Raw genomic sequence first — 18,798 nt, forward strand, 5'->3', positions numbered from 1 at the left:
GGGGAGCGACCCGGGGGCCCGGGCCGCGGGCGTCGCCGCCGCGGCCGCCGCCGCCGACGGCGCCCTGCTCGACGCCGCGGGCCGCTGGCGGGGCATCGCCGGGGTCCTGGACGCCGAGGAGCACCCCGCCGCCGCGGTGTGGGCCACCGCCCGGGCGGCGCTGCTCTGCGCGCTCGCCGGCGACGTCGACGGCGGCGCGTCCGACCTGTCCGGGGCCCGCGACCACCTTCCCGAGCCCGCCCCGCGCGGCCTCACCGTGCTCGTCGACGGCGCCGAGGCCACCCTCGACGCGCTGCAGGGCGACGTCGAGCCCGCCGCGCGCCGCCTCGCCGGGCACGCCGCCACCACCGTGCCCGCCGACCCGCTGGCCCCCGAGCAGTGGGGCGAGCTGGCCGCCACCGTCGCCGCCGCGGGCGGGCACGAGCGCGCCGCGCGCGCGATGCTCGACCCGGCGCCCGGCAGCCGCCCGACCACCCGCCAGCGGCTCCTCGCCGCCTGGCTCGACCTGCGGGCCGGGCGGCACGCCGAGGCCCGCGAGGCGCTCGCCGCCGTCGGCGGCACCGCCGTGCTGCGCCGCAACGCCGTGCTGGCCGCGACCGTCGGCGTCGGGCTGGCGCGGCGCAGCGGCGACCCGGCGGCACTGGCCGCCACCTGGCACCGCGTCGTCCCGGTGATGGCCGGTGCCGACCTCGAGCTGTTCCTCGTCGACGCCTGGGGCGAGCTGTCCGTGGGCGCGGCGCTGGTCGCCGACGACTCAGCCGACCTGCCCGGGGCCATCGCCGCCGCCGTCACCGGCGCGGGCTCGCCGTGGTGGGCGGTGGCCTCGCAGCTGTGGTGGTCGCTGGAACGCGCGGTGGTCGCCGAGGACGCCGCCGCGGCGCTGGCCGCCGCCGGTCCGCTCACCGCGCTCGCCGTCGACCACCCGGTGCTGCGGGTCCGCGCCGAGGCCGCCGCCGCGTGGGCCCAGGTGCTCGGCGGGCGCGTGGTGGCCGACATCGTCGGCGGGGTCGCGGTCGCCCTCGACGCCGCGGGCCGGCCGTGGGAGGCCGCGCAGCTGTGCCGCACCGCGACCGCCCGGGCGCAGGACCCGGCCGTCGCCCGCGCCCTGCTGGAGACCGGGCGCCGCCTGCGGCCCGCCCGGGGCCCCCGGCGCGCCGCGGGCTCCGACGAGCTGTCCGACCGCGAACGCGAGGTCGGCGCGCTGGTGGTCGACGGGCTGACCCACAAGGAGATCGGCAAGCGCCTCTACATCTCCCCCAAGACCGTCGAGCAGCACGTCGCCCGGCTGCGGCAGAAGCTCTCCGCCGCCACCCGCGCGGACCTCGTCGCAGCCCTGCGTGCGCGACTCGGCTGAACCCGCTGGTCCGGACGGTGCAACCCGGTGTGGGGGCGCGTGGGAGAGGGCACATCGCCCGGGTGACCTGGACGAACCACGCCCGTAACAACCGGCATCTAGCGTCGCCGGAATGACCGGGCCTCCCCTGCTCGGCGCGGAGGAGGAGTTCCACGTCGTCGACCTGACGACGCGCCGCTCCGCCCCCGAGGTCGACGCCCTGCTCGCCCGCCTCGACGGCGCGGAGTTCGCCCCCGAGCTGCAGCGCTCGCTGGTGGAGACCAACACCCCGGTCTGCGCCACCCTCGACGACCTGCGCCACCACCTGCGACGGCTGCGCGCCCGGCTGGAGGAGGTGGCCGAGCCGCTCGGGCTCGGGGTGGTCGCCGCGGGCACGGTCCCGCTCGCCGACGAGGGCGACGCGATCTCCGCGGGCGCCCGCTACGAGCGGATGCAGCACGAGTACCAGCTGCTGGTCAGCGAGCAGCACATCTGCGGGGCGCAGGTGCACGTCGACGTCCCCGACCGCGACGTCGCCGTGCAGGTGGTCCGCCGCGTCGCGCCCTACCTGCCGACGCTGCTCGCGATCTCGGCCAGCTCGCCGTACTGGCGCGGGCGGGACTCCGGCTACGCGAGTTTCCGGTCGATGGTGTGGTCGCGCTGGCCCACCGCGGGACCGCCCGGGCACGTCGAGACCGCCGCCGACTACGACGCCATGGTCGCCGAGCTGATCGCCTCGGGCACGATCAGCGACCCCGGGATGGTCTACTTCGACATCCGGCCCAGCGCCCACCTGCCCACGGTCGAGCTGCGGGTGTGCGACGCCTGCCCCCAGGTCGACGACGTGGTGCTGATCGCCGGGCTGTTCCGCGCGCTGGTCGGCAGGGCGCGCGCCGACCTCGACGCCGGGCTCCCGCTGCCCGCCTCGCGCCACGAGCTGCTGCGCGCCGCGAGCTGGCGGGCGGCGCGGTCGGGCCTGGAGGGCGACCTGGTCGACCTGGTGGGCCCGTCGCTGGTGTCACCGCCGCTCCTGATCGGGCAGCTCGTCGACCACCTGCGGCCCCAGCTGGAGGAGCTGGGCGACTGGGAGCAGGTGCTCGAGCTCTCGCAGGCCACCCTGGCCCGGGGCAGCGCCGCGGCCCGCCAGCGCCGCGCGTTCGGCCGCCGGGGCGAGTTCACCGACGTCGTCGACGCCCTGCTGGCCCACACCCAGGGCCGGACGCCGGTCGTCGAGCCGCCCACCACCGTCCCCGTCAGCCCGGCCCTGCTCGGTGCCTACCGCCCGGCGGCGTTCGACGAGGCCGTCAGCGAGGGCGGCACCGTCCTGCCGCACTACGGGTTCCTGTTCCGCGCCCTGGAGCGGATGGGCCCGCGCGGGATGGTGGCCGCCGAGGGTGCGCTGCGCGCCGAGCAGCGGGCCCGCGGCGTCACCTTCCGGCTCGGCGACGGCGAGCAGGACCGGCTGTTCCCGCTCGACCTGGTGCCGCGCATCGTCACCGCGGAGGACTGGGCCGGGCTCGCCGCCGGGCTGGAGCAGCGGGTCAGGGCGCTGGAGGCCTTCGTCCGCGACGTCTACGGCGAGCGGCGGATCGTCGCCGACGGCGTCGTGCCCGCCTCGGTGGTCGACCACGCCCCCGGCTGGACCTGGCTGGGCACCCTGGCCCCGGCCGACGCCGTGCGGATCGCGGTGGCCGGCATCGACCTCGTGCGCGACCGCGCCGACCACTGGGTGGTGCTGGAGGACAACCTGCGCGTCCCGTCCGGGATCGGGTACGCGATCACCAGCCGGCGGCTGATCCGCAGCGTGATGCCCGATCTGGAGCCCCCGGCGGGCGTCGTCGGGCTCGAACCGGTGCCGCAGACCCTGCGGTCCGCGCTGCTCTCGGCCGCCGACCCGCCCGACCCGGACGGCGCGGCCCTGCTGACCTCGGGCCCGGCCGACTCGGCCTACTACGAGCACCGGCTGCTGGCCGAGCAGATGGGCGTCCCCCTGGTGACCCCGCGCGAGCTGTCGGTCACCGACGACGGCGTGTTCCTGCCCGGTGCCGGGGCCGCGCGCCGGCTCTCCACCCTCTACCGCCGCCTCGACGAGCGCACGCTGATGACGGCCCGGGGCGCCGAGGGACGCCTGATCGGCCGGGCGGTGGGCGCGCTGGTGGCCCGCGGGAGGGTCGCGCTGCTCAACGCGCTGGGCAACGGGGTGGCCGACGACAAGCTCGTCTACGCCTACGTGCCCGACATGGTCGGCTACTACCTGGGCGAGAAGGTGCTGCTCGACAACGTCCCCACCTACCCCTGCGTCGACCCCGACCGCCGCGCCGAGGTCCTCGACCGGCTCGACGAGCTCGTGCTCAAGCCCGTCGACGGCTACGGCGGGCAGGGCATCGTGATCGGCCCGCACGCCGGGGCCGGGGAGCTGGCCGAGGTCTCCGCCGCGATCCGGGCCAACCCGGCGGGCTGGGTGGCCCAGGACCTCGTCGAGCTCTCCACGCACCCCACCTTCACCGGCGACGGGCTCGAACCCCGGGCGGTCGACCTGCGGGCGTTCGTGGCGCAGTCGCACACCGGCGGCGAGCCGCGGATCGAGGTCCTGCCCGCCGCGCTGAGCCGGGTCGCCCCGGCCGGAAGCATGATCGTCAACTCCTCGCGGGGCGGTGGGGCGAAGGACACCTGGGTCCTGCGGTGAGCCCTGGCCAGGCAGGTCTGGTCGACCTAGACTGGTCGGCGTGACCGTCCAGGTGAACGTGCAGGAGGCGAAGACCCGGCTCTCCCAGCTCCTCGCACAGGCCGAGGCGGGCGAGGAGGTCGTCGTCGCCCGCGACGGCACGCCGATCGTGCGGCTCGTACCGGTCGACCCGGCGCCCCCGCGCCCGGTCGGGTTCGTCCACGGCACCGTCACCGACGCGTTCTCCGAACCCCTGCCCGACGCCGAGCTGGAGCTGTGGGAGTGAGGCTGCTCCTCGACACGCACGCCCTGCTGTGGGCGCTGCTCGACCCGTCGCGGATCCCGCCCGCCACCCTCGACGCCGTGCGCGCACCGTCGACTGAGCTCGTCGTGTCGGCCGCGAGCGCGTGGGAGATCGCCACGAAGCACCGCCTCGGCAAGCTCGACGGCGCGCGGGCCGTCGTCCTCGGCTACCCCGACCACCTCTCCCGCCTGCGCGCGACGGAGCTCCCCGTCACCGGCCACCACGCCCTCGTCGCGGGCACCCTGACCTGGGAGCACCGCGATCCCTTCGACCGGATGATCGTGGCGCAGGCGATGATCGAGTCGATCCCGGTGGCCACCGGCGACCGCGCGCTCGCCGGGTTCCCGGGGATCCACGTCGTCTGGTGACGACGTGCCCGCGTCACACGCCCATAACAATCGGCGGAGAGGCTGGTCGGTATGTGCGGCATCGCGGGTGAGATCAGCTGGACGGGCGTCGCGGACGTCGAGGCGGTCGCCCGGATCACCGCGGCGCTCGCCCCGCGCGGGCCCGACGGGTCCGGGGTGCACGCGGCCGGGGCGATCGCGCTGGGCCACCGCCGGCTGAAGATCATCGACCTGTCCGAGCGCGGCGCGCAGCCGATGGTCGACCCGGAGCTGGGGCTCACCGCGGTGTTCAACGGCTGCATCTACAACTACCGCGAGCTGCGGGCCGAGCTGGAGGGCCACGGCTACCGCTTCTTCTCCTCCTCCGACACCGAGGTGCTGCTCAAGGCGTTCCACCGGTGGGGCGCGGGGTGCGTCGAGCGCTTCCTGGGGATGTTCGCCTTCGCCGTGGCGCAGCGCGACACCGGCGTCCTGACGCTGGGCCGCGACCGCCTGGGCATCAAGCCGCTCTACCTCGCGGAGTCCGCCGGGAGGCTGCGGTTCGCCTCCACGCTCCCGGCGCTGCTCGCCGGCGGCGGCGTCGACACCTCGATCGACCCCGTCGCGCTGCACCACTACATGAGCTTCCACGCGATCGTGCCCGCCCCGCGCACGATCCTCGCCGGTGTGCGCAAGCTGCCCCCGGCCACCGTCCGCACGATCGGGCCCGACGGGGCGTCGACCGAGCACGTCTACTGGCGCCCGCAGCACGTCCGCCGCCCCGGCGACGCCGGGATGGACGCCCGCGACTGGGCCGACGCCGTGCTGGAGGCGCTGCGCCTGGCCGTGCGCCGCCGGATGGTGGCCGACGTGCCGGTCGGGGTTCTGCTCTCCGGCGGGCTCGACTCCTCGCTGGTGGTCGCCCTGCTCGCCGAGCAGGGGCAGACCGGGCTCAAGACGTTCAGCGTCGGGTTCCACGCCGCGGGCGGGGAGTCCGGCGACGAGTTCGTCTACTCCGACCTGGTGGCCGGGCACTTCGGCACCGACCACCGGCGGATCCTGGTCGACCCCGCGCGGATGCTGCCGGCCGTCGACGCGGCGGTGGCGGCGATGGCCGAGCCGATGGTCAGCCACGACTGCGTGGCGTTCCACCTGCTCTCCGAGGAGGTCGCGCGCGACGTCACGGTGGTGCAGTCCGGGCAGGGCGCCGACGAGGTGCTGGCCGGCTACAGCTGGTACCCGCCGCTGGCCGGGGTGCCGCGCGACCGGGCCGTGGACGCCTACCTGGGCGTGTTCGCCGACCGCCCGCACGCCGACATGGGCTCGGTGCTGCAGCGCGAGTGGCTGCTCGACCACGACCCGAGCCGCGCGTTCGTCGCCGCCCACTTCGCCGAGCCCGGCGCCGACGACACGCTCGACGCCGCGCTGCGCATCGACTCCACGGTCATGCTCGTCGACGACCCGGTGAAGCGCGTCGACAACATGACGATGGCGTGGGGCCTGGAGGCGCGCGTGCCGTTCCTCGACCACGAGCTCGTCGAGCTGGCCGCGGCCTGCCCGCCCGGGCACAAGCTCGCGTCCGGGGGCAAGGGTGTGTTGAAGGCCGCGGCCCGCGGGGTGGTGCCGGACGGCATCATCGACCGGCCGAAGGGATACTTCCCCGTGCCGGCCATCCGGCACCTGGCGGGCCCGTTCCTCGACCGGGTGCGCGACGCCGTCACCGATCCGGTGGCCGTGCGCCGCGGGCTGGTCCGTCGCGACTGGCTCGACGCCATGCTGGCCGACCCGAACACGACCCGCACCAACCTGGGCTCCAACGCGTTGTGGCAGGTAGCGCTGCTGGAGATGTGGTTGCAGGAGAGGGGGATCTGATCCCGTACAGCTACACCGACGCCGTCCCGGCGCCCGACGGCACGTCCCTGGCCTGGGTGTCCGACGTCTCGGGCCGCCCCCGCGCCTGGACGGGGACCGTCGACGGCCTCGCCGTCGACGGACACCGCCCGGTGCCCGGTCTCGACGACGACGTGCAGGCCCTGAGCTGGTCGCCCGACGGCCGCTGGCTCGCCGCGCAGCTCGCCCCCGGTGGCGGCGAACGCACCCGGGTGCGCCTGATCGGCCCGGACGGCCCCGTCGACATCGCCCCCGCCGCGCGCGCGGTCACCCTCGGTGCGTGGTCACCGGGCGGATGGCGCCTCGGCGTCACGATCCTCGGCGACGACGGTGACGGCCAGGCCTGCCTGGTCGACGTCCGCGACGGCACCTCGACCGTCCTCGCCGCCGGCCCCGCCGCGCGGGTCTGCGCCGTGAGCGGCGACGGGCGGCGCGCGGTGGTGCGCCTGGGCCGCCGCGGGGCGCGCGAGCTGGAGCTGGTCGACCTGCGCTCGGGGCTGCGCACCCCGCTGCTGCCCGGCGGCGGCGCGGTCGTGGCCGACGCCCGGTTCGACCGCTACCGCCTCTACGTCCACACCGACGCCGGCCACGACCGCCCGGTGCTGCTCGCCGTCGACCTGCGGGGTCGCTCGGCCACCCGGGTGGTCGCCGGGCGTGAGGACGCCGATCTCGACATCGTCGCGCTCGACCCCGACGCCGCCCGCGTCACGCTGGTCTGGAACGTCGACGGTCGCAGCGAGCTGGAGCTGCTCGACCTGCGCTCCGGGCGGGCGGAGCCGGTCACCGCACCGCCGGGCGACGTCGTCACCTCCGTCGCGTTCACCCGCGACGGCCGCGGGCTGCTCGTCGGCGGCGAGGGGCCCGCGGTGCCGCCGCGGATCTCGCACGTGCCGCTGTGGCCCGGCGGCACGGCGGGCGCGCTGCTGGCCGACCCGGGCCCGGCCGACCCGGTCGAGCCCGACCTGCAGCACTTCACCGGCGAGGACGGGCTGGCGCTGTCGGGGTGGCTGTTCCGCCCGCGCGCGACGCCCGGCCCCGCCGGCCCGAGGCGACTGCACCGCCCGGTGCCCGTGCTGGTCTGGCTGCACGGCGGGCCGGAGGCGCAGGAGCGCCCGGTGTTCCAGCCGCTGTTCCAGGCGCTGGTCGCGGCCGGGATCGCGGTGTTCGCGCCGAACGTCCGCGGCTCGGCCGGGTACGGTCGGGCGTTCGTCGCCGCCGACGACGGGCCGCGGCGCCACGTGGCGATCACCGACGTCCGCGCGGCCGTGCGGTTCCTCGTCGACTCCGGGCACGCCGACCCCGACCGCGTCGGCGTCGGCGGGCGGTCCTACGGCGGCTACCTGACGCTCGTCGCGCTGGCCTGGTTCCCCGAGCTGTTCGCCGTCGGGGTCGACGTGTGCGGCATGTCCGACCTGCACACCTTCTACCGCGACACCGAGCCCTGGATCGCGACCGCGGCCACCACCGAGTACGGCGACCCGGTCGACGACGCGGCGCTGCTGCGGGAGCTCTCCCCGCTGCACCGCGTCGACGCGATCACCGCGCCGCTGCTGGTGGTGCACGGCGAGCACGACACCAACGTCCCGCTCGGGGAGGCGCGGCAGATCGTGCAGGCCCTGCGCGAGCGGGGCCGGACCCCGGGGTTCCTGCTGTTCGACGGCGAGGGCCACGAGGTGCGCGGGGTCGAGAACCGGGCGCGGTTCGTCGACGAGGTGGTGCGGTGGGTGTCGGGCCCGCTGCTCGGCGCGGACCTGGGCTCCCGCGCCGGGTGAGGGGTCAGAAGCGGGTGAAGGACTGGATGACCGGCGAGCCGCCCTCGTCGGAGACGACGAACCGGTAGCGGGCCGGGTCGCGCGACCCGTCGTCGCCGACGAACAGGACGTCGGCCTCGACGGTGCCCTCGCCCACCTGCCGGGCGTTGCTCAGCGTCACCGACTGCAGGCCGCCGTAGAAGTTGTCGAAGCCCGAGCGCCCGCCCGACGCGGCCTGTGCCTGCGGGCTGAGCTGCACCCACGCGGCGTCGGTGTTGCCGGGCAGCAGCGCGTAGTAGTTCTGCACGAACGACACGGCGTCGACGGCCTGGGCGGCCGGTGCGGTGGTCGGCGCGGCGGTGGTGGTGGGCGCCGTGGTCGGGGCGGCCGTCGTGGTGGGCGCGGCCTCGGTGGTCGGGGCCGGTTCCGAGGTGGGCACGACCGGCGCGGCCGCCTGACCCTGCGTGCCCCCGGTGTTGCCCAGCACGAGGGCGGTGACGACGCCACCCGCGACCACCAGTGCGGCCAGCACCGCGACGAGCACCCTCCGGCGCGACCGCCGCGGCGGCGCGCCGGCCGGGGCGCCGGCGACGACCGTGCCCGGCCCGGGCTCGGGGCGACGCGGCGGTGCGGCGGCGGCCCGCACGGTCGGGCGCGGGGCGACCGCGGCGGCCGCCGCGACCGGCTCGTCCCGGCCCGCCGCGACGAGCGCCAGCTGGTCGCGCGCCTGCGCCGCGGTGGGCCGGTCCTCCGGCTCCTTGGCCAGCAGCCGCATGAGCACCGGGGCCAGCGGCCCGGCCTGCTGCGGCGGGTCGACCTCCCCGGTGGCGACCTTGTGCAGGAGCGCGTAGGCGTTGTCGTCAAGGCCGAAGGGCGGGACCCCCTCGACGGCGGCGAAGAGCGTGGCGCCCAGCGCGAACACGTCCGAGGGCGCCGCGGGCTCGTGACCGCGCGCGATCTCCGGCGCGAGGAACGCCGGTGTGCCGGCGATCAGCCCGGTGCGGGTGAGCTGCACGTCGTCGACGGCGCGGGAGACCCCGAAGTCGGTGAGCTTCACCCGCCCGTCCTCGCCGATCAGGACGTTGCCCGGCTTGACGTCGCGGTGCACGACCCCGGCCACGTGCGCGGCGGCGAGCCCGTCGGCGACCTGGCGGCCCATGTCGGCGGCCGCCCGCGGCTCCATCGGGCCCTTGGTCGACAGCACCGCCGCCAGCGACTGCGACGGCAGGTACTCCATCACCAGCCACGGGCGTTCCTCGTGGATGACGACGTCGAACATGCTGATGACGTGCGGGTGCTGCAGCCGCGCCCCGATCCGGCCCTCGCGCATGAGGCGCTGGCGGGCCTCCTCGGCCCCCTCGGCGCCGTTGCCGCGGGCGGCGGCGGCGAGCAGTTCCTTCAGCGCCACGGGGCGGTTGAGCAGCTCGTCGGTGCCCAGCCAGACGGCGCCCATGGCCCCGGCCCCGATACGCTCCTCGAGCCGGTAGCGGTTACCGATACGGGTCGGCGGGTCCTCGGGCGCAGTCATCACCCGCAAGGGTAGCGAGCGGGCCGGAACCCGCCGACCGGGCGGCCCCGATGGGGCCGTCCGGGAGGGCGGTCCGGCCGCCGGATCCGTGCGGGCCATCCCGGCCGGCGGTCCCCCGACCATGATCGCCAGGTCCGGGACATCTCCGCCACGGGTGGCGCGCACGTCCCGATCCCGCCGATCATCACCGCGGCAGGCCCAGCTTCCGGGCACACGCGGGCCACGAGCCGTACCCCCCGCGGTCGTCGCGGACCCGGGTGGCCACGGCGATCTGCTCGTCGCGGGTGGCCTGGTCGGCGCGCGGGGCGAACTCGGGGCCGCCGTAGTCGCCCCAGGTGGCCTCGTCGAACTGCAGCCCGCCGTAGTACCCGTTGCCGGTGTCGATGGCCCAGTCCCCGCTCGACTCGCACTGCGCGAGGCGGTCCCAGACGTCGCCGTCGGGGGCGGGCTCCGCCGCCGGTTCGGGCTCGGGCTCGGGATCGGCGGCCGGGGGCGTGTCCACGGCGTCGGTCTCCTCGGCGTCGTCGGCGCGGGCGGTGTCCGCGTCGCGGCCGCTCGTCCCGGTGTCGCCGTCGCCCTCCCCGCCGCCGTCGTCCCCGGAGCCGTCGCCCCCGTCGCTGCCGCCGTCGTCCCCGGAGTCGTCGCCCCCGTCGTCCCCGGCGGAGCCGTCGGCCTCGCCCCCGTCGTCCCCGGCGGAGCCGTCGGCCCCGCCACCGTCGTCGCGGCCGCCGTCCCCACCGGAGCCGTCGCCGTCCTCCCCTGAGTCGGTCCCGGCGCCGTCCTCGTCGCTCCCGCCGTCGTCGTCGCCGGAGTCGCCCCCGTCGCGGTCGTCGCCGGATCCCCCGTCACCGCCGTCGCCGTCGGGACCGACATCGGCATCGCCCTCGGCACCCGGGCCGGTGTCCTCCTCCCCGCCGTCCACCCCCGCACCGTCCGCGGAGCCGGGGTCGCTCCCACCCGCACCGGTCATGCCCTGCAGCAGGTCGTCCTCGTCGAGGCCCTCCGCGGTGCTGTCGGTGCTCCCGCCATCGACGTCGGCGGCACCCGGCGCACCACGTCCGGCGTGGGCGGCGTCCGCCACCAGCACCCAGTCCTGCTCGGGGTCCGGCGGGGTGAAGGTGGCGGGCTCGTCGGTGGTGACGGGGTCGAGCTCGGTCGCCTCACCGGTGCGGGGGTCGAACCACCAGGGCTGTGCGGTGGCGTCGTCCAGCGCCCCGAGGTCGACCACCACCGACCCGCCCTCGACGTAGACCACCACCGACGTACCGTCCTCGGCCACCGCGGCCGGGCCGCCGCCCTCGACGGCGTCGGGGGCGGGCTCCAGCCGGGGCCGCGACTCGACCAGCGCCCGGACGTGGCCCACCTGCTCCGCCCCCGGCGCGTCGAGCGAGTCCTCCCACCCGTCGCGGGCCCCGTCGACGGACTCCCGCCCGTCGTCGAGGAACTGCCACACCGAGTTGTGCCCGTACGTGGCGCCCGCGGCCCCCGCCAGCACCGCGGACCAGGCGTCCCGGCGCACGTCCCGGGCCGTGGCCCGCTGCCCGCCGGACGGCGTCGCGGCCCCGGCGTCCGCGCCGTCGTCCCCGCCTTCGGCGGGGTCGGCCGCGCCGGGCCCCGCCGTGTCGCCGGTCCCCCCGTCGGCCCCCGCCGCCCCCGCGTCGGTCCCGGCCTCCTCGTCACCCCCGGCATCGGCCCCGGTCGCGTCGTCACCACCGGCGTCGGCCCCGGCCGCTTCGTCACCCCCCGCGTCGGCCCCGGCCGCCTCGTCACCGCCCGCGTCGTTCCCGGCCGCCGGGTCCTCCCCGCCATCGGTCCCGGACCCGTCGTCGCCATCGGTCACCACCCCGGCCGCGTCGCCCGTCCCGTCGTCGCACCGGGGCCGGTCCTCGTCCAGCCCCACCCCGTCGACGAACGGGCTCCCGGCCGCGTACGCCTGCTCGCGCGCCCCGTCCCGATCGGCGCACCGGTCGCCGTCGAGCACCGAGAAGCGGGGGTCGCCGGGCACGAGGACGACGTCACCGGCCCCGGCGAGGCGGTCGCTGAGGAAGTCGGCGTCCGGCCCGCCGGTCAGCGCGAGCACCATGCCCCGCGCCGAGGCCTCGGCGACGACGAACTCGACGTGGTCCCAGAAGTCGTACGCCGCGTCGTCACGCGGGTCGGCGCCCTCGGTGACGACCGGCTCCCCGTCGGCCAGCGGAGCATCGCCGTACTGGGAGGAGGCGACGTCGAGCGAGGCCCGCACGACCGTGAAGCCCTGACCGGCACGGACGTCGAGGTAGCGGGTGACCTCGGAGCGGTTGAGGTCCTCGAGCAGCTCGGTCGCGGAGTCGGCGAGCCAGAAGAACGGCTCGCCCTCCCGGGTCAGCGAGCGCCCGGCGACGGCCAGCGTGCCCGACCCCGCGCACCCGGACGTGCCGTACAGACAGTCCTCGACGGGCGGGGGCCGCAGGTCGATCCACAGCAGGCCGGCGGCGAGCACGACGGCCGACGACAGGGCGGCGACCAGCGGCAGCGGGGTGCGCATCCGGGGCATGGCGGCGGACGCTAGGCACGCGGGGCGCCCCCGCGGGGCGGAACGGGCAAAGCCGTGCCGGCGCGGACGGGCCCCTGCGCCGGCACCGGGACCCGTCCGCGCAGGTCAGCGCTGGATCGACTTGACCTCCAGGAACTCCTCCAGCCCGTACCGGCCGAGTTCACGCCCGTTACCGCTCTGCTTGTAGCCGCCGAAGGGCGCCATCGGGTTGAACGCTCCCCCGTTGACGTCGACCTGCCCGGTGCGCAGCCGCCGCGCCACCGCGAGGGCGTGGTCGGGCTCGCCGAACACCGCGCCCGCGAGGCCGTAGACGGTGCTGTTCGCGATCGCGACGGCCTGCTCCTCGTCGGCGTAGGGGATCACCGACAGCACCGGCCCGAAGATCTCCTCCTGCGCGATGACGGCGTCGGGCGCGACCCCGGCGAAGACCGTCGGGCGGACGTAGGCCCCCGGCCCGTCGACGACCTCACCGCTGAAGGCGACCGAGGCCCCGTCGGCCGCACCGCGCTCGATGTAGCCGTTCACCCGCTCCTGCTGCGCCGCCGACGACATCGGCCCGATCCGGGTCGTGTCCTCGCGCGGGTCGCCGACGGTGTAGCGCCCGGCCGCCGCGACGACCATCTCGACGATCTCGTCGTGCCGCGCGGCCGGCACCAGCATCCGGGTCCACGCCGTGCAGGTCTGGCCGCCGTTGATCCACGCGTTGCCGAGCCCGACCTTGACCGCCTTGGCGAGGTCGGCGTCGTCGAGGACGACGTTCGCCGACTTGCCGCCCAGCTCCAGCGCCACCCGCTTCACGGTGTCCGACGCCACCACCGACACGCGCTTCCCGGCCCGCGTCGAACCGGTGAAGGACACCATGTCGACGCCCGGGTGCGCGGCGATGGCCTCGCCGACGACCGGCCCCTCGCCGTGGACGATGTTGAACGCCCCCGCGGGCAGCCCGGCGTCGGCGGCGACCTCGGCGAGGATCTGCGCCGAGAGCGGCGCGACCTCGCTGGGCTTGAGCACCACGGTGCACCCGGCCAGCAGCGCGGGCGCGACCTTCGCGACGATCTGGTGCAGCGGGTAGTTCCACGGGGTGATCGCGCCGACGACGCCCACCGGCTCACGGACGACCAGCGAGTTGCCGATCTCCTCGGTCCACGGGAACGACCCGGCGAGCGACGCCACCCCGGCCGAGGTGTGCACGGGCAGCCCGGCCTGCACGGCCGTGGAGAACCCGATCGGCGAGCCCATCTCCGACGTCACCGCGGCCGCGATCTCCGCGCCGCGGGCCTTGAGCCCCTCGGAGATCCGGGTGACGACGGCGGCGCGCTCGGCGACGTCGACCCGTGACCAGTCGCGGAACGCGGCCTGCGCCGCGGTCACCGCCCGGTCGACGTCGGCGGGCGTCCCCGCCGGGACCGCTGCGACGACCTCCCCGGTGGCGGGGTCGACGACGTCGATCCGCCCCTCCCCGCCGGCGACCCGCTCGCCGCCGATCCAGTGTCCGGACACGTTCGGTGTCTGCGCAGCCATGCCGCCATCCTCACACGGTCTCGGCCGCGGGGGCCACGACCCCGGGATCGACCATTCGGCGCACGGCGACGGTGATCTCCGAGACGACGGTCCCGGTTCGCCGGTAAAGGGAGGACGATCAATCGCGAGGACGGTTCTCGACGAAAGGGGATTTCGATGAAGATCGCGGACATCATCGCCGCCAAGGGACCGAACGTGCACTCCGTCCTGCCGTGGCGCACCGTCGCGGAGATCGTGGAGCGGCTCGCCGAGCTCCGGGTGGGGGCCCTGCTGGTGTGCGACGAGAACCGCTCCATCCGCGGCATCGTCTCCGAGCGCGACGTCGTCCGGGCCCTGGCCCGGCACGGTGCCGCCCTGCTCACGATGCCCGTCTCCGAGGTGATGACGACGACCGTCCACACCTGCGCACCGGACGAGTCGGTGGCCAGGGCGATGTCCCAGATGACCGCCGGGCGCTACCGCCACCTGCCGGTCGTCGACGGCGCCGCACTCGTCGGAATGGTCAGCATCGGCGATCTCGTGAAACACCGCGTCCGGGAGATGGAACTGGAGACGGGGGTCCTGCGCGACGTCGCGATCGCCCGTTCCTGACGATCGTCACAGAACACGCGAAAGGGGCGTCCCGATCCGGGACGCCCCTTTCCGCGACGAATGATCAGGTGAAGTCGAGATCGCCGGTGCGGGTGCGCTTGAGCTCGAAGAAGTGGGGGTAGCCGGCAAGCAGCACCGCGCCGTCGAAGACCTTCCCGGCGTCCTCGCCCTTCGGGATCCTCGTCAGCACCGGCCCGAAGAACGCCACGCCGTTGACGTGGATGGTCGGCGTGCCGACGTCCATGCCCACCGGGTCCATGCCGCGGTGGTGGCTCGCCCGGAGCTCCTCGTCGTACTCGGTGGAGCCGGCGGCGTCGGCGAACGACTCGGGCAGGCCGACCTCGGCGAGGGACTCCGCGATGACGGCGTCGAAGTCCTTCATGCCCTGGTTGTGGATCCGCGTGCCCATCGCGGTGTAGAGCGGCAGCAGGACGTCGGGGCCCTTCTCCTGCGCGGCGGCGATGGCGACGCGCACCGGCCCCCACGCCTCCTTCATCATCTCCTGGTACTCCTCGGGCAGGTCGCGGCCCTCGTTGAGCACCGCCAGGCTCATGACCTGCCAGTTGACCTGCACGTCACGGACCTTCTCGACCTCCAGCATCCAGCGGGAGGTGATCCAGGCGAAGGGGCAGAGCGGGTCGAACCAGAAGTCGACCGTGCTGGGAGTCGTCATGTGAGTGCTCAACAACGGTCGGGCGGCCCCGATTCCCACGGCGGGTGCGGGGCCCGTGTGGTGGGATGGCGCCACCCGACACCGACGAGAGAAGGTCGATCCCCCGCATGGCCCCGCCGAACCTGACCCGATCCGACGCCGAGCGCCGCGCCGCGCTGCTGGACGTGGCCGACTACACCGTCGAGATCGACCTCACCGACGGGGGCGGCAAGCCGGGCGAGGACACCTTCCCGACCGTCACGACGGTCCGGTTCACCTGTGCCGAGCCCGGTGCCGACAGCTGGATCGACCTGATCGCCGCCGAGGTCAGCTCGGCCACGCTCAACGGCGAGCCGCTCGACCTGTCCGGCTACCGCGAGGAGGACGGCATCGCGCTGCCCGGCCTGGCCGCCGACAACGAGCTGCGGGTCGAGGCGCTCGGCCGCTACATGCACACCGGCGAGGGCCTGCACCGCTTCGTCGACCCGGTCGACGGGGCCGTCTACCTCTACACCCAGTTCGAGACGGCCGACGCCAAGCGCATGTTCGCCTGCTTCGACCAGCCCGACCTCAAGGCCCGCTACCAGCTGACGGTCACCGCGCCCGAGGGCTGGGAGGTGGTCACGAACGCGGCGGCCGACAGCGTCGAGGGCGGCGTCCACCGGTTCCCGATGAGCGAGATCATGTCGACGTACCTGGTGGCGCTGATCGCGGGCCCGTACGCCGTCTGGCGCGACGAGCACGACGGGATCCCGCTCGGCATCTTCTGCCGCTCCAGCCTCGCGCCGCACATGGACCACGAGCGGCTGTTCACCGAGACCAAGCAGGGCTTCGACTTCTACCACCGCCACTTCGGCGTGCGGTACCCGTTCGGCAAGTACGACCAGCTGTTCGTGCCGGAGTTCAACGCGGGCGCGATGGAGAACGCCGGGGCGGTCACGTTCCTGGAGGACTACGTCTTCCGGTCCCGCGTCACCCGCCCGGTCTACGAGCGGCGCGCGGAGACCGTGCTGCACGAGATGGCGCACATGTGGTTCGGCGACCTCGTCACCATGACGTGGTGGGACGACCTGTGGCTCAACGAGTCCTTCGCCACCTGGGCGTCGGTGCTGTGCCAGGCCGAGGCCACCGAGTACACCGAGGCGTGGACGACCTTCGCCAACGTCGAGAAGAGCTGGGCCTACCGCCAGGACCAGCTCCCCTCGACCCACCCCATCGCGGCCGACATCCCCGACCTGCAGGCCGTCGAGGTCAACTTCGACGGCATCACCTACGCCAAGGGCGCGAGCGTGCTCAAGCAGCTCGTCGCCTACGTGGGGCTGGAGGAGTTCCTGGCCGGGCTGCGCGCCTACTTCGCCGCCCACGCCTGGGGCAACGCCACGTTCGACGACCTGCTGGGCGCACTGGAGGAGTCCAGCGGCCGTGACCTGTCCGACTGGGGTGCGCAGTGGCTGCGCACGACCGGGCTCAACATGCTGCGCCCCTCGTTCGACGTCGACACCGACGGCGCGATCACCCGCTTCGAGGTCGTGCAGGGCGGCGCCCGTCCCGGCGCCGGGGAGCTGCGCACGCACCGGATCGCGGTCGGCGTCTACGACGACGACGGGTCCGGCAAGCTGGTCCGCACCCACCGCGTCGAGGTCGACGTCGACGGCGAGCGCACCGCGGTGCCCGCGCTCGTCGGCGTGCCGCGCGGCAAGCTGGTGCTGGTCAACGACGACGACCTCACCTACTGCGCGCTGCGCCTGGACCCCGACTCGCTGGTCACCCTGATCGACCGGATCGGTGACATCGCCGAGCCGCTGCCGCGCACGCTGTGCTGGTCGGCGGCCTGGGAGATGACCCGCGAGGCCGAGCTGAAGGCCCGCGACTTCGTGGCGCTGGCCGCGGGCGGGTTCGGCGGCGAGTCCGAGGTCGGGGTGCTGCAGCGGCTGCTGCTGCAGGCCCAGACCGCCGTCGCCTCCTACGCCGACGAGCAGTGGGCGGCCGAGCGCGGCTGGCCGCTGCTCACCGACGCGCTGCGCTTCCGGCTCGACACCGCCACCCCCGGCTCCGACGTGCAGCTCGCCGTCGTCAACGCGCTCACCGGCGCGGTGCTGCCCCGGGCCACCCTGGACCGGATGAACGGCTGGCTCTCCGACGTCGAGGTGCCGGAGAAGCTGGTCGTCGACACCGACCTGCGCTGGCGGCTGCTGCAGGCCCTCGTCGCGCACGGGGTGGCCGACCCGGCGCGGATCGACGAGGAGCTCGCCGAGGACCCGACGTCGACCGGACGGCGCCAGGCCGAGCGGGCCCGCTCGCTGGTCCCCACCGCGGAGGCCAAGGAGACGGCCTGGCAGCGCGCCGTGCACGACGACACGCTGCCCAACGCCGTCACCGAGTCGATCGTCGGCGGGTTCGCACACCCGGCGCAGCGCGAGCTGCTCGCGCCGTACGTCGAGCGCTACTTCGCCGAGGTCGCCGGGGTGTGGCAGCGGCGCACCAGCGAGCACGCGCAGGCCGTCGTCATCGGGCTGTTCCCGTCGTGGGCGGTGGAGAAGTCCACCGTCGACGCCGCCGACGCCTGGCTGTCCGACCCCTCGCACCCGCCCGCGCTGCGGCGCCTGGTCACCGAGGGCCGGGCGGGGATCGTCCGGGCGCTGGGGGCGCGGGAGTTCGACCGGTCCTGAGCCCTCAGGGCGCCACGCCCGGCAGGTGCGTGTTGGCCGCACGCACCAGCCGGGCCAGCTCCGGGATCTCGACGACCTCGCGCCCGGCCGCGCGCAGCAGTTCGTCGCCCTCGCAGTCGACGAACAGCGCGGGCTCGCGCCAGGCGTAGACGATGCGCGGGACCCCGGCGTCGAGGATCAGGCGGGTGCACGACGCCGGGCGCGACGCCCGGGAGCTGCACGGCTCCAGCGAGCTGTAGATCGTGGCACCGGCCAGCCGCGGGTCGCCCGCGACGTCGGCCAGCGCGCTCTCCTCGGCGTGGTCGTGGGGGTCGCGCCGGCCCGACCAGCCCTCGGCGATCGTCGCCCCGTCGGCGGCGACGACCAGCGCGCCCACCCGGAACGTGGCCGAGGGCGGGCACCGCCCGGCCAGCGCGACGGCCCGGCGGAGCAGGGCGCGGTCATCCACGGAGGGCCCGCAGCAGCCGCAGCACGGCGACGTCGCCCACCCGGTCGACGGCCGCGGTCCGCCACCGTCCCTGCGGGAAGGCGCCGGCGTGCACGAACGGCGGGCCGCCACCGACCAGCACCGGGGCGACGGCGACGTGCAGCTCGTCGACCAGGTCGGCGGTGAGGAACGCGGTGTGCACGGTCGTGCCGCCCTCCACCAGCAGCCGCTCCACGCCGCGCCCGGCGAGCTCGTCCAGCGCCGCGGCGAGCCCCCCGGCCCCGGGCGTCAGTACAAGCGTCGGCGCCCCGGAGAACACCCGGGCGGCCGGGTCGAGCGGACCACCGCCCGACAGCACCACCCGCAGCGGCGTCTCCGCGAGGCCGCGCGCGACCCGGGCGGCCCGGCGCTCGGCGCTGCGCACCAGCAGGCGGGGGTCGTCGGCGCGGACGGTGCCCGCGCCGACCAGGATCGCGTCGACCCCGGCCCGCACCTCGTCGACGCGGTCGAGGTCGTCGGGGCCGGACAGGACCAGCCGGTCGGGACCGGCGTCGTCGATGCGGCCGTCGAGCGAGACGGCCACCGAGGCGACGACGTACGGGCGCACG

The 18,798-nt window shown here is 75.7% G+C and carries 14 protein-coding genes; 8 read left to right on the forward strand and 6 right to left on the reverse strand.

The window, feature by feature from the left end:
• The 6 genes from PHY01_RS06895 to PHY01_RS06920 form a co-directional block, all read left to right on the forward strand.
• Nucleotides 1-1,354 (forward strand): helix-turn-helix domain-containing protein (locus PHY01_RS06895; protein WP_218030051.1); only part of this gene is annotated, 1,354 nt, incomplete at its 5' end.
• 112 nt (nt 1,355-1,466) lie between these two features.
• A complete protein-coding gene (locus PHY01_RS06900; RefSeq protein WP_141277695.1) occupies nt 1,467-4,019 on the forward strand; it encodes a carboxylate--amine ligase/circularly permuted type 2 ATP-grasp protein in 2,553 nt (850 codons plus the stop codon).
• A 40-nt stretch (nt 4,020-4,059) separates the two neighbouring features.
• The gene (locus tag PHY01_RS06905; protein ID WP_141277696.1) at nt 4,060-4,284 is read left to right on the forward strand and encodes a type II toxin-antitoxin system Phd/YefM family antitoxin; all 225 of its coding nucleotides are present in this window, start codon (nt 4,060-4,062) and stop codon (nt 4,282-4,284) included.
• Nucleotides 4,281-4,670, forward strand: coding sequence for a type II toxin-antitoxin system VapC family toxin (locus PHY01_RS06910; RefSeq protein WP_246085748.1), 390 nt, complete (start codon nt 4,281-4,283; stop codon nt 4,668-4,670). The genes PHY01_RS06905 and PHY01_RS06910 overlap by 4 nt, the downstream gene beginning before the upstream one ends.
• 51 nt (nt 4,671-4,721) lie before the next feature.
• On the forward strand, nt 4,722-6,500 hold the full coding sequence (locus PHY01_RS06915) for an N-acetylglutaminylglutamine amidotransferase (protein ID WP_141277698.1): 1,779 nt from the start codon (nt 4,722-4,724) through the stop codon (nt 6,498-6,500).
• Nucleotides 6,476-8,290, forward strand: a complete 1,815-nt coding sequence (locus PHY01_RS06920; protein WP_170183675.1) for a S9 family peptidase — start codon at nt 6,476-6,478, stop codon at nt 8,288-8,290. Before PHY01_RS06915 ends, PHY01_RS06920 begins: the two co-directional genes overlap by 25 nt.
• Before the next feature lie 4 nt (nt 8,291-8,294).
• On the opposite strand, the gene PHY01_RS06925 is transcribed toward PHY01_RS06920, so the two are convergent.
• The 3 genes from PHY01_RS06925 to PHY01_RS06935 all read right to left on the reverse strand — a co-directional run bounded on the left by PHY01_RS06925 (nt 8,295) and on the right by PHY01_RS06935 (nt 13,851).
• On the reverse strand, nt 8,295-9,797 hold the full coding sequence (locus PHY01_RS06925; RefSeq protein ID WP_141277700.1) for a serine/threonine-protein kinase: 1,503 nt from the start codon (nt 9,795-9,797) through the stop codon (nt 8,295-8,297).
• Between the two features lie 184 nt (nt 9,798-9,981).
• Nucleotides 9,982-12,330, reverse strand: a complete 2,349-nt coding sequence (locus tag PHY01_RS28180) for an apiosidase-like domain-containing protein (protein ID WP_141277701.1) — start codon at nt 12,328-12,330, stop codon at nt 9,982-9,984.
• A 105-nt stretch (nt 12,331-12,435) separates the two neighbouring features.
• On the reverse strand, nt 12,436-13,851 hold the full coding sequence (locus PHY01_RS06935; protein WP_141277702.1) for an aldehyde dehydrogenase family protein: 1,416 nt from the start codon (nt 13,849-13,851) through the stop codon (nt 12,436-12,438).
• Between the two features lie 156 nt (nt 13,852-14,007).
• On the opposite strand from PHY01_RS06935, the gene PHY01_RS06940 reads away from it, so the two are divergent.
• Nucleotides 14,008-14,442, forward strand: coding sequence for a CBS domain-containing protein (locus tag PHY01_RS06940; RefSeq protein ID WP_141277703.1), 435 nt, complete (start codon nt 14,008-14,010; stop codon nt 14,440-14,442).
• 64 nt (nt 14,443-14,506) lie between these two features.
• On the opposite strand, the gene PHY01_RS06945 is transcribed toward PHY01_RS06940, so the two are convergent.
• Nucleotides 14,507-15,115 carry a mycothiol-dependent nitroreductase Rv2466c family protein gene (locus PHY01_RS06945; protein ID WP_141277704.1) on the reverse strand — a complete coding sequence of 203 codons (609 nt, stop codon included), beginning with the start codon at nt 15,113-15,115 and terminating at the stop codon, nt 14,507-14,509.
• A 107-nt stretch (nt 15,116-15,222) separates the two neighbouring features.
• On the opposite strand from PHY01_RS06945, the gene pepN reads away from it, so the two are divergent.
• Entirely contained in the window at nt 15,223-17,763 is a 2,541-nt protein-coding gene (pepN, locus tag PHY01_RS06950; RefSeq protein ID WP_141277705.1) for an aminopeptidase N, read from the forward strand.
• A 4-nt stretch (nt 17,764-17,767) separates the two neighbouring features.
• Here pepN and PHY01_RS28075 read toward each other — a convergent pair whose 3' ends face one another.
• Together PHY01_RS28075 and PHY01_RS28080 are read right to left on the reverse strand one after the other, a co-directional pair.
• On the reverse strand, nt 17,768-18,211 hold the full coding sequence (locus PHY01_RS28075; protein WP_141277706.1) for a deaminase: 444 nt from the start codon (nt 18,209-18,211) through the stop codon (nt 17,768-17,770).
• Nucleotides 18,204-18,797: a RibD family protein gene (locus PHY01_RS28080; protein ID WP_307723948.1), complete on the reverse strand. Its 594-nt coding sequence runs from the start codon at nt 18,795-18,797 to the stop codon at nt 18,204-18,206. The genes PHY01_RS28075 and PHY01_RS28080 overlap by 8 nt, the downstream gene beginning before the upstream one ends.
• Nucleotide 18,798 lies beyond the last annotated feature (1 nt).

It is taken from the genome of Pseudonocardia hydrocarbonoxydans (assembly GCF_006539565.1).
In the GTDB taxonomy this organism is placed as follows: Bacteria; Actinomycetota; Actinomycetes; order Mycobacteriales; family Pseudonocardiaceae; genus Pseudonocardia; species Pseudonocardia hydrocarbonoxydans.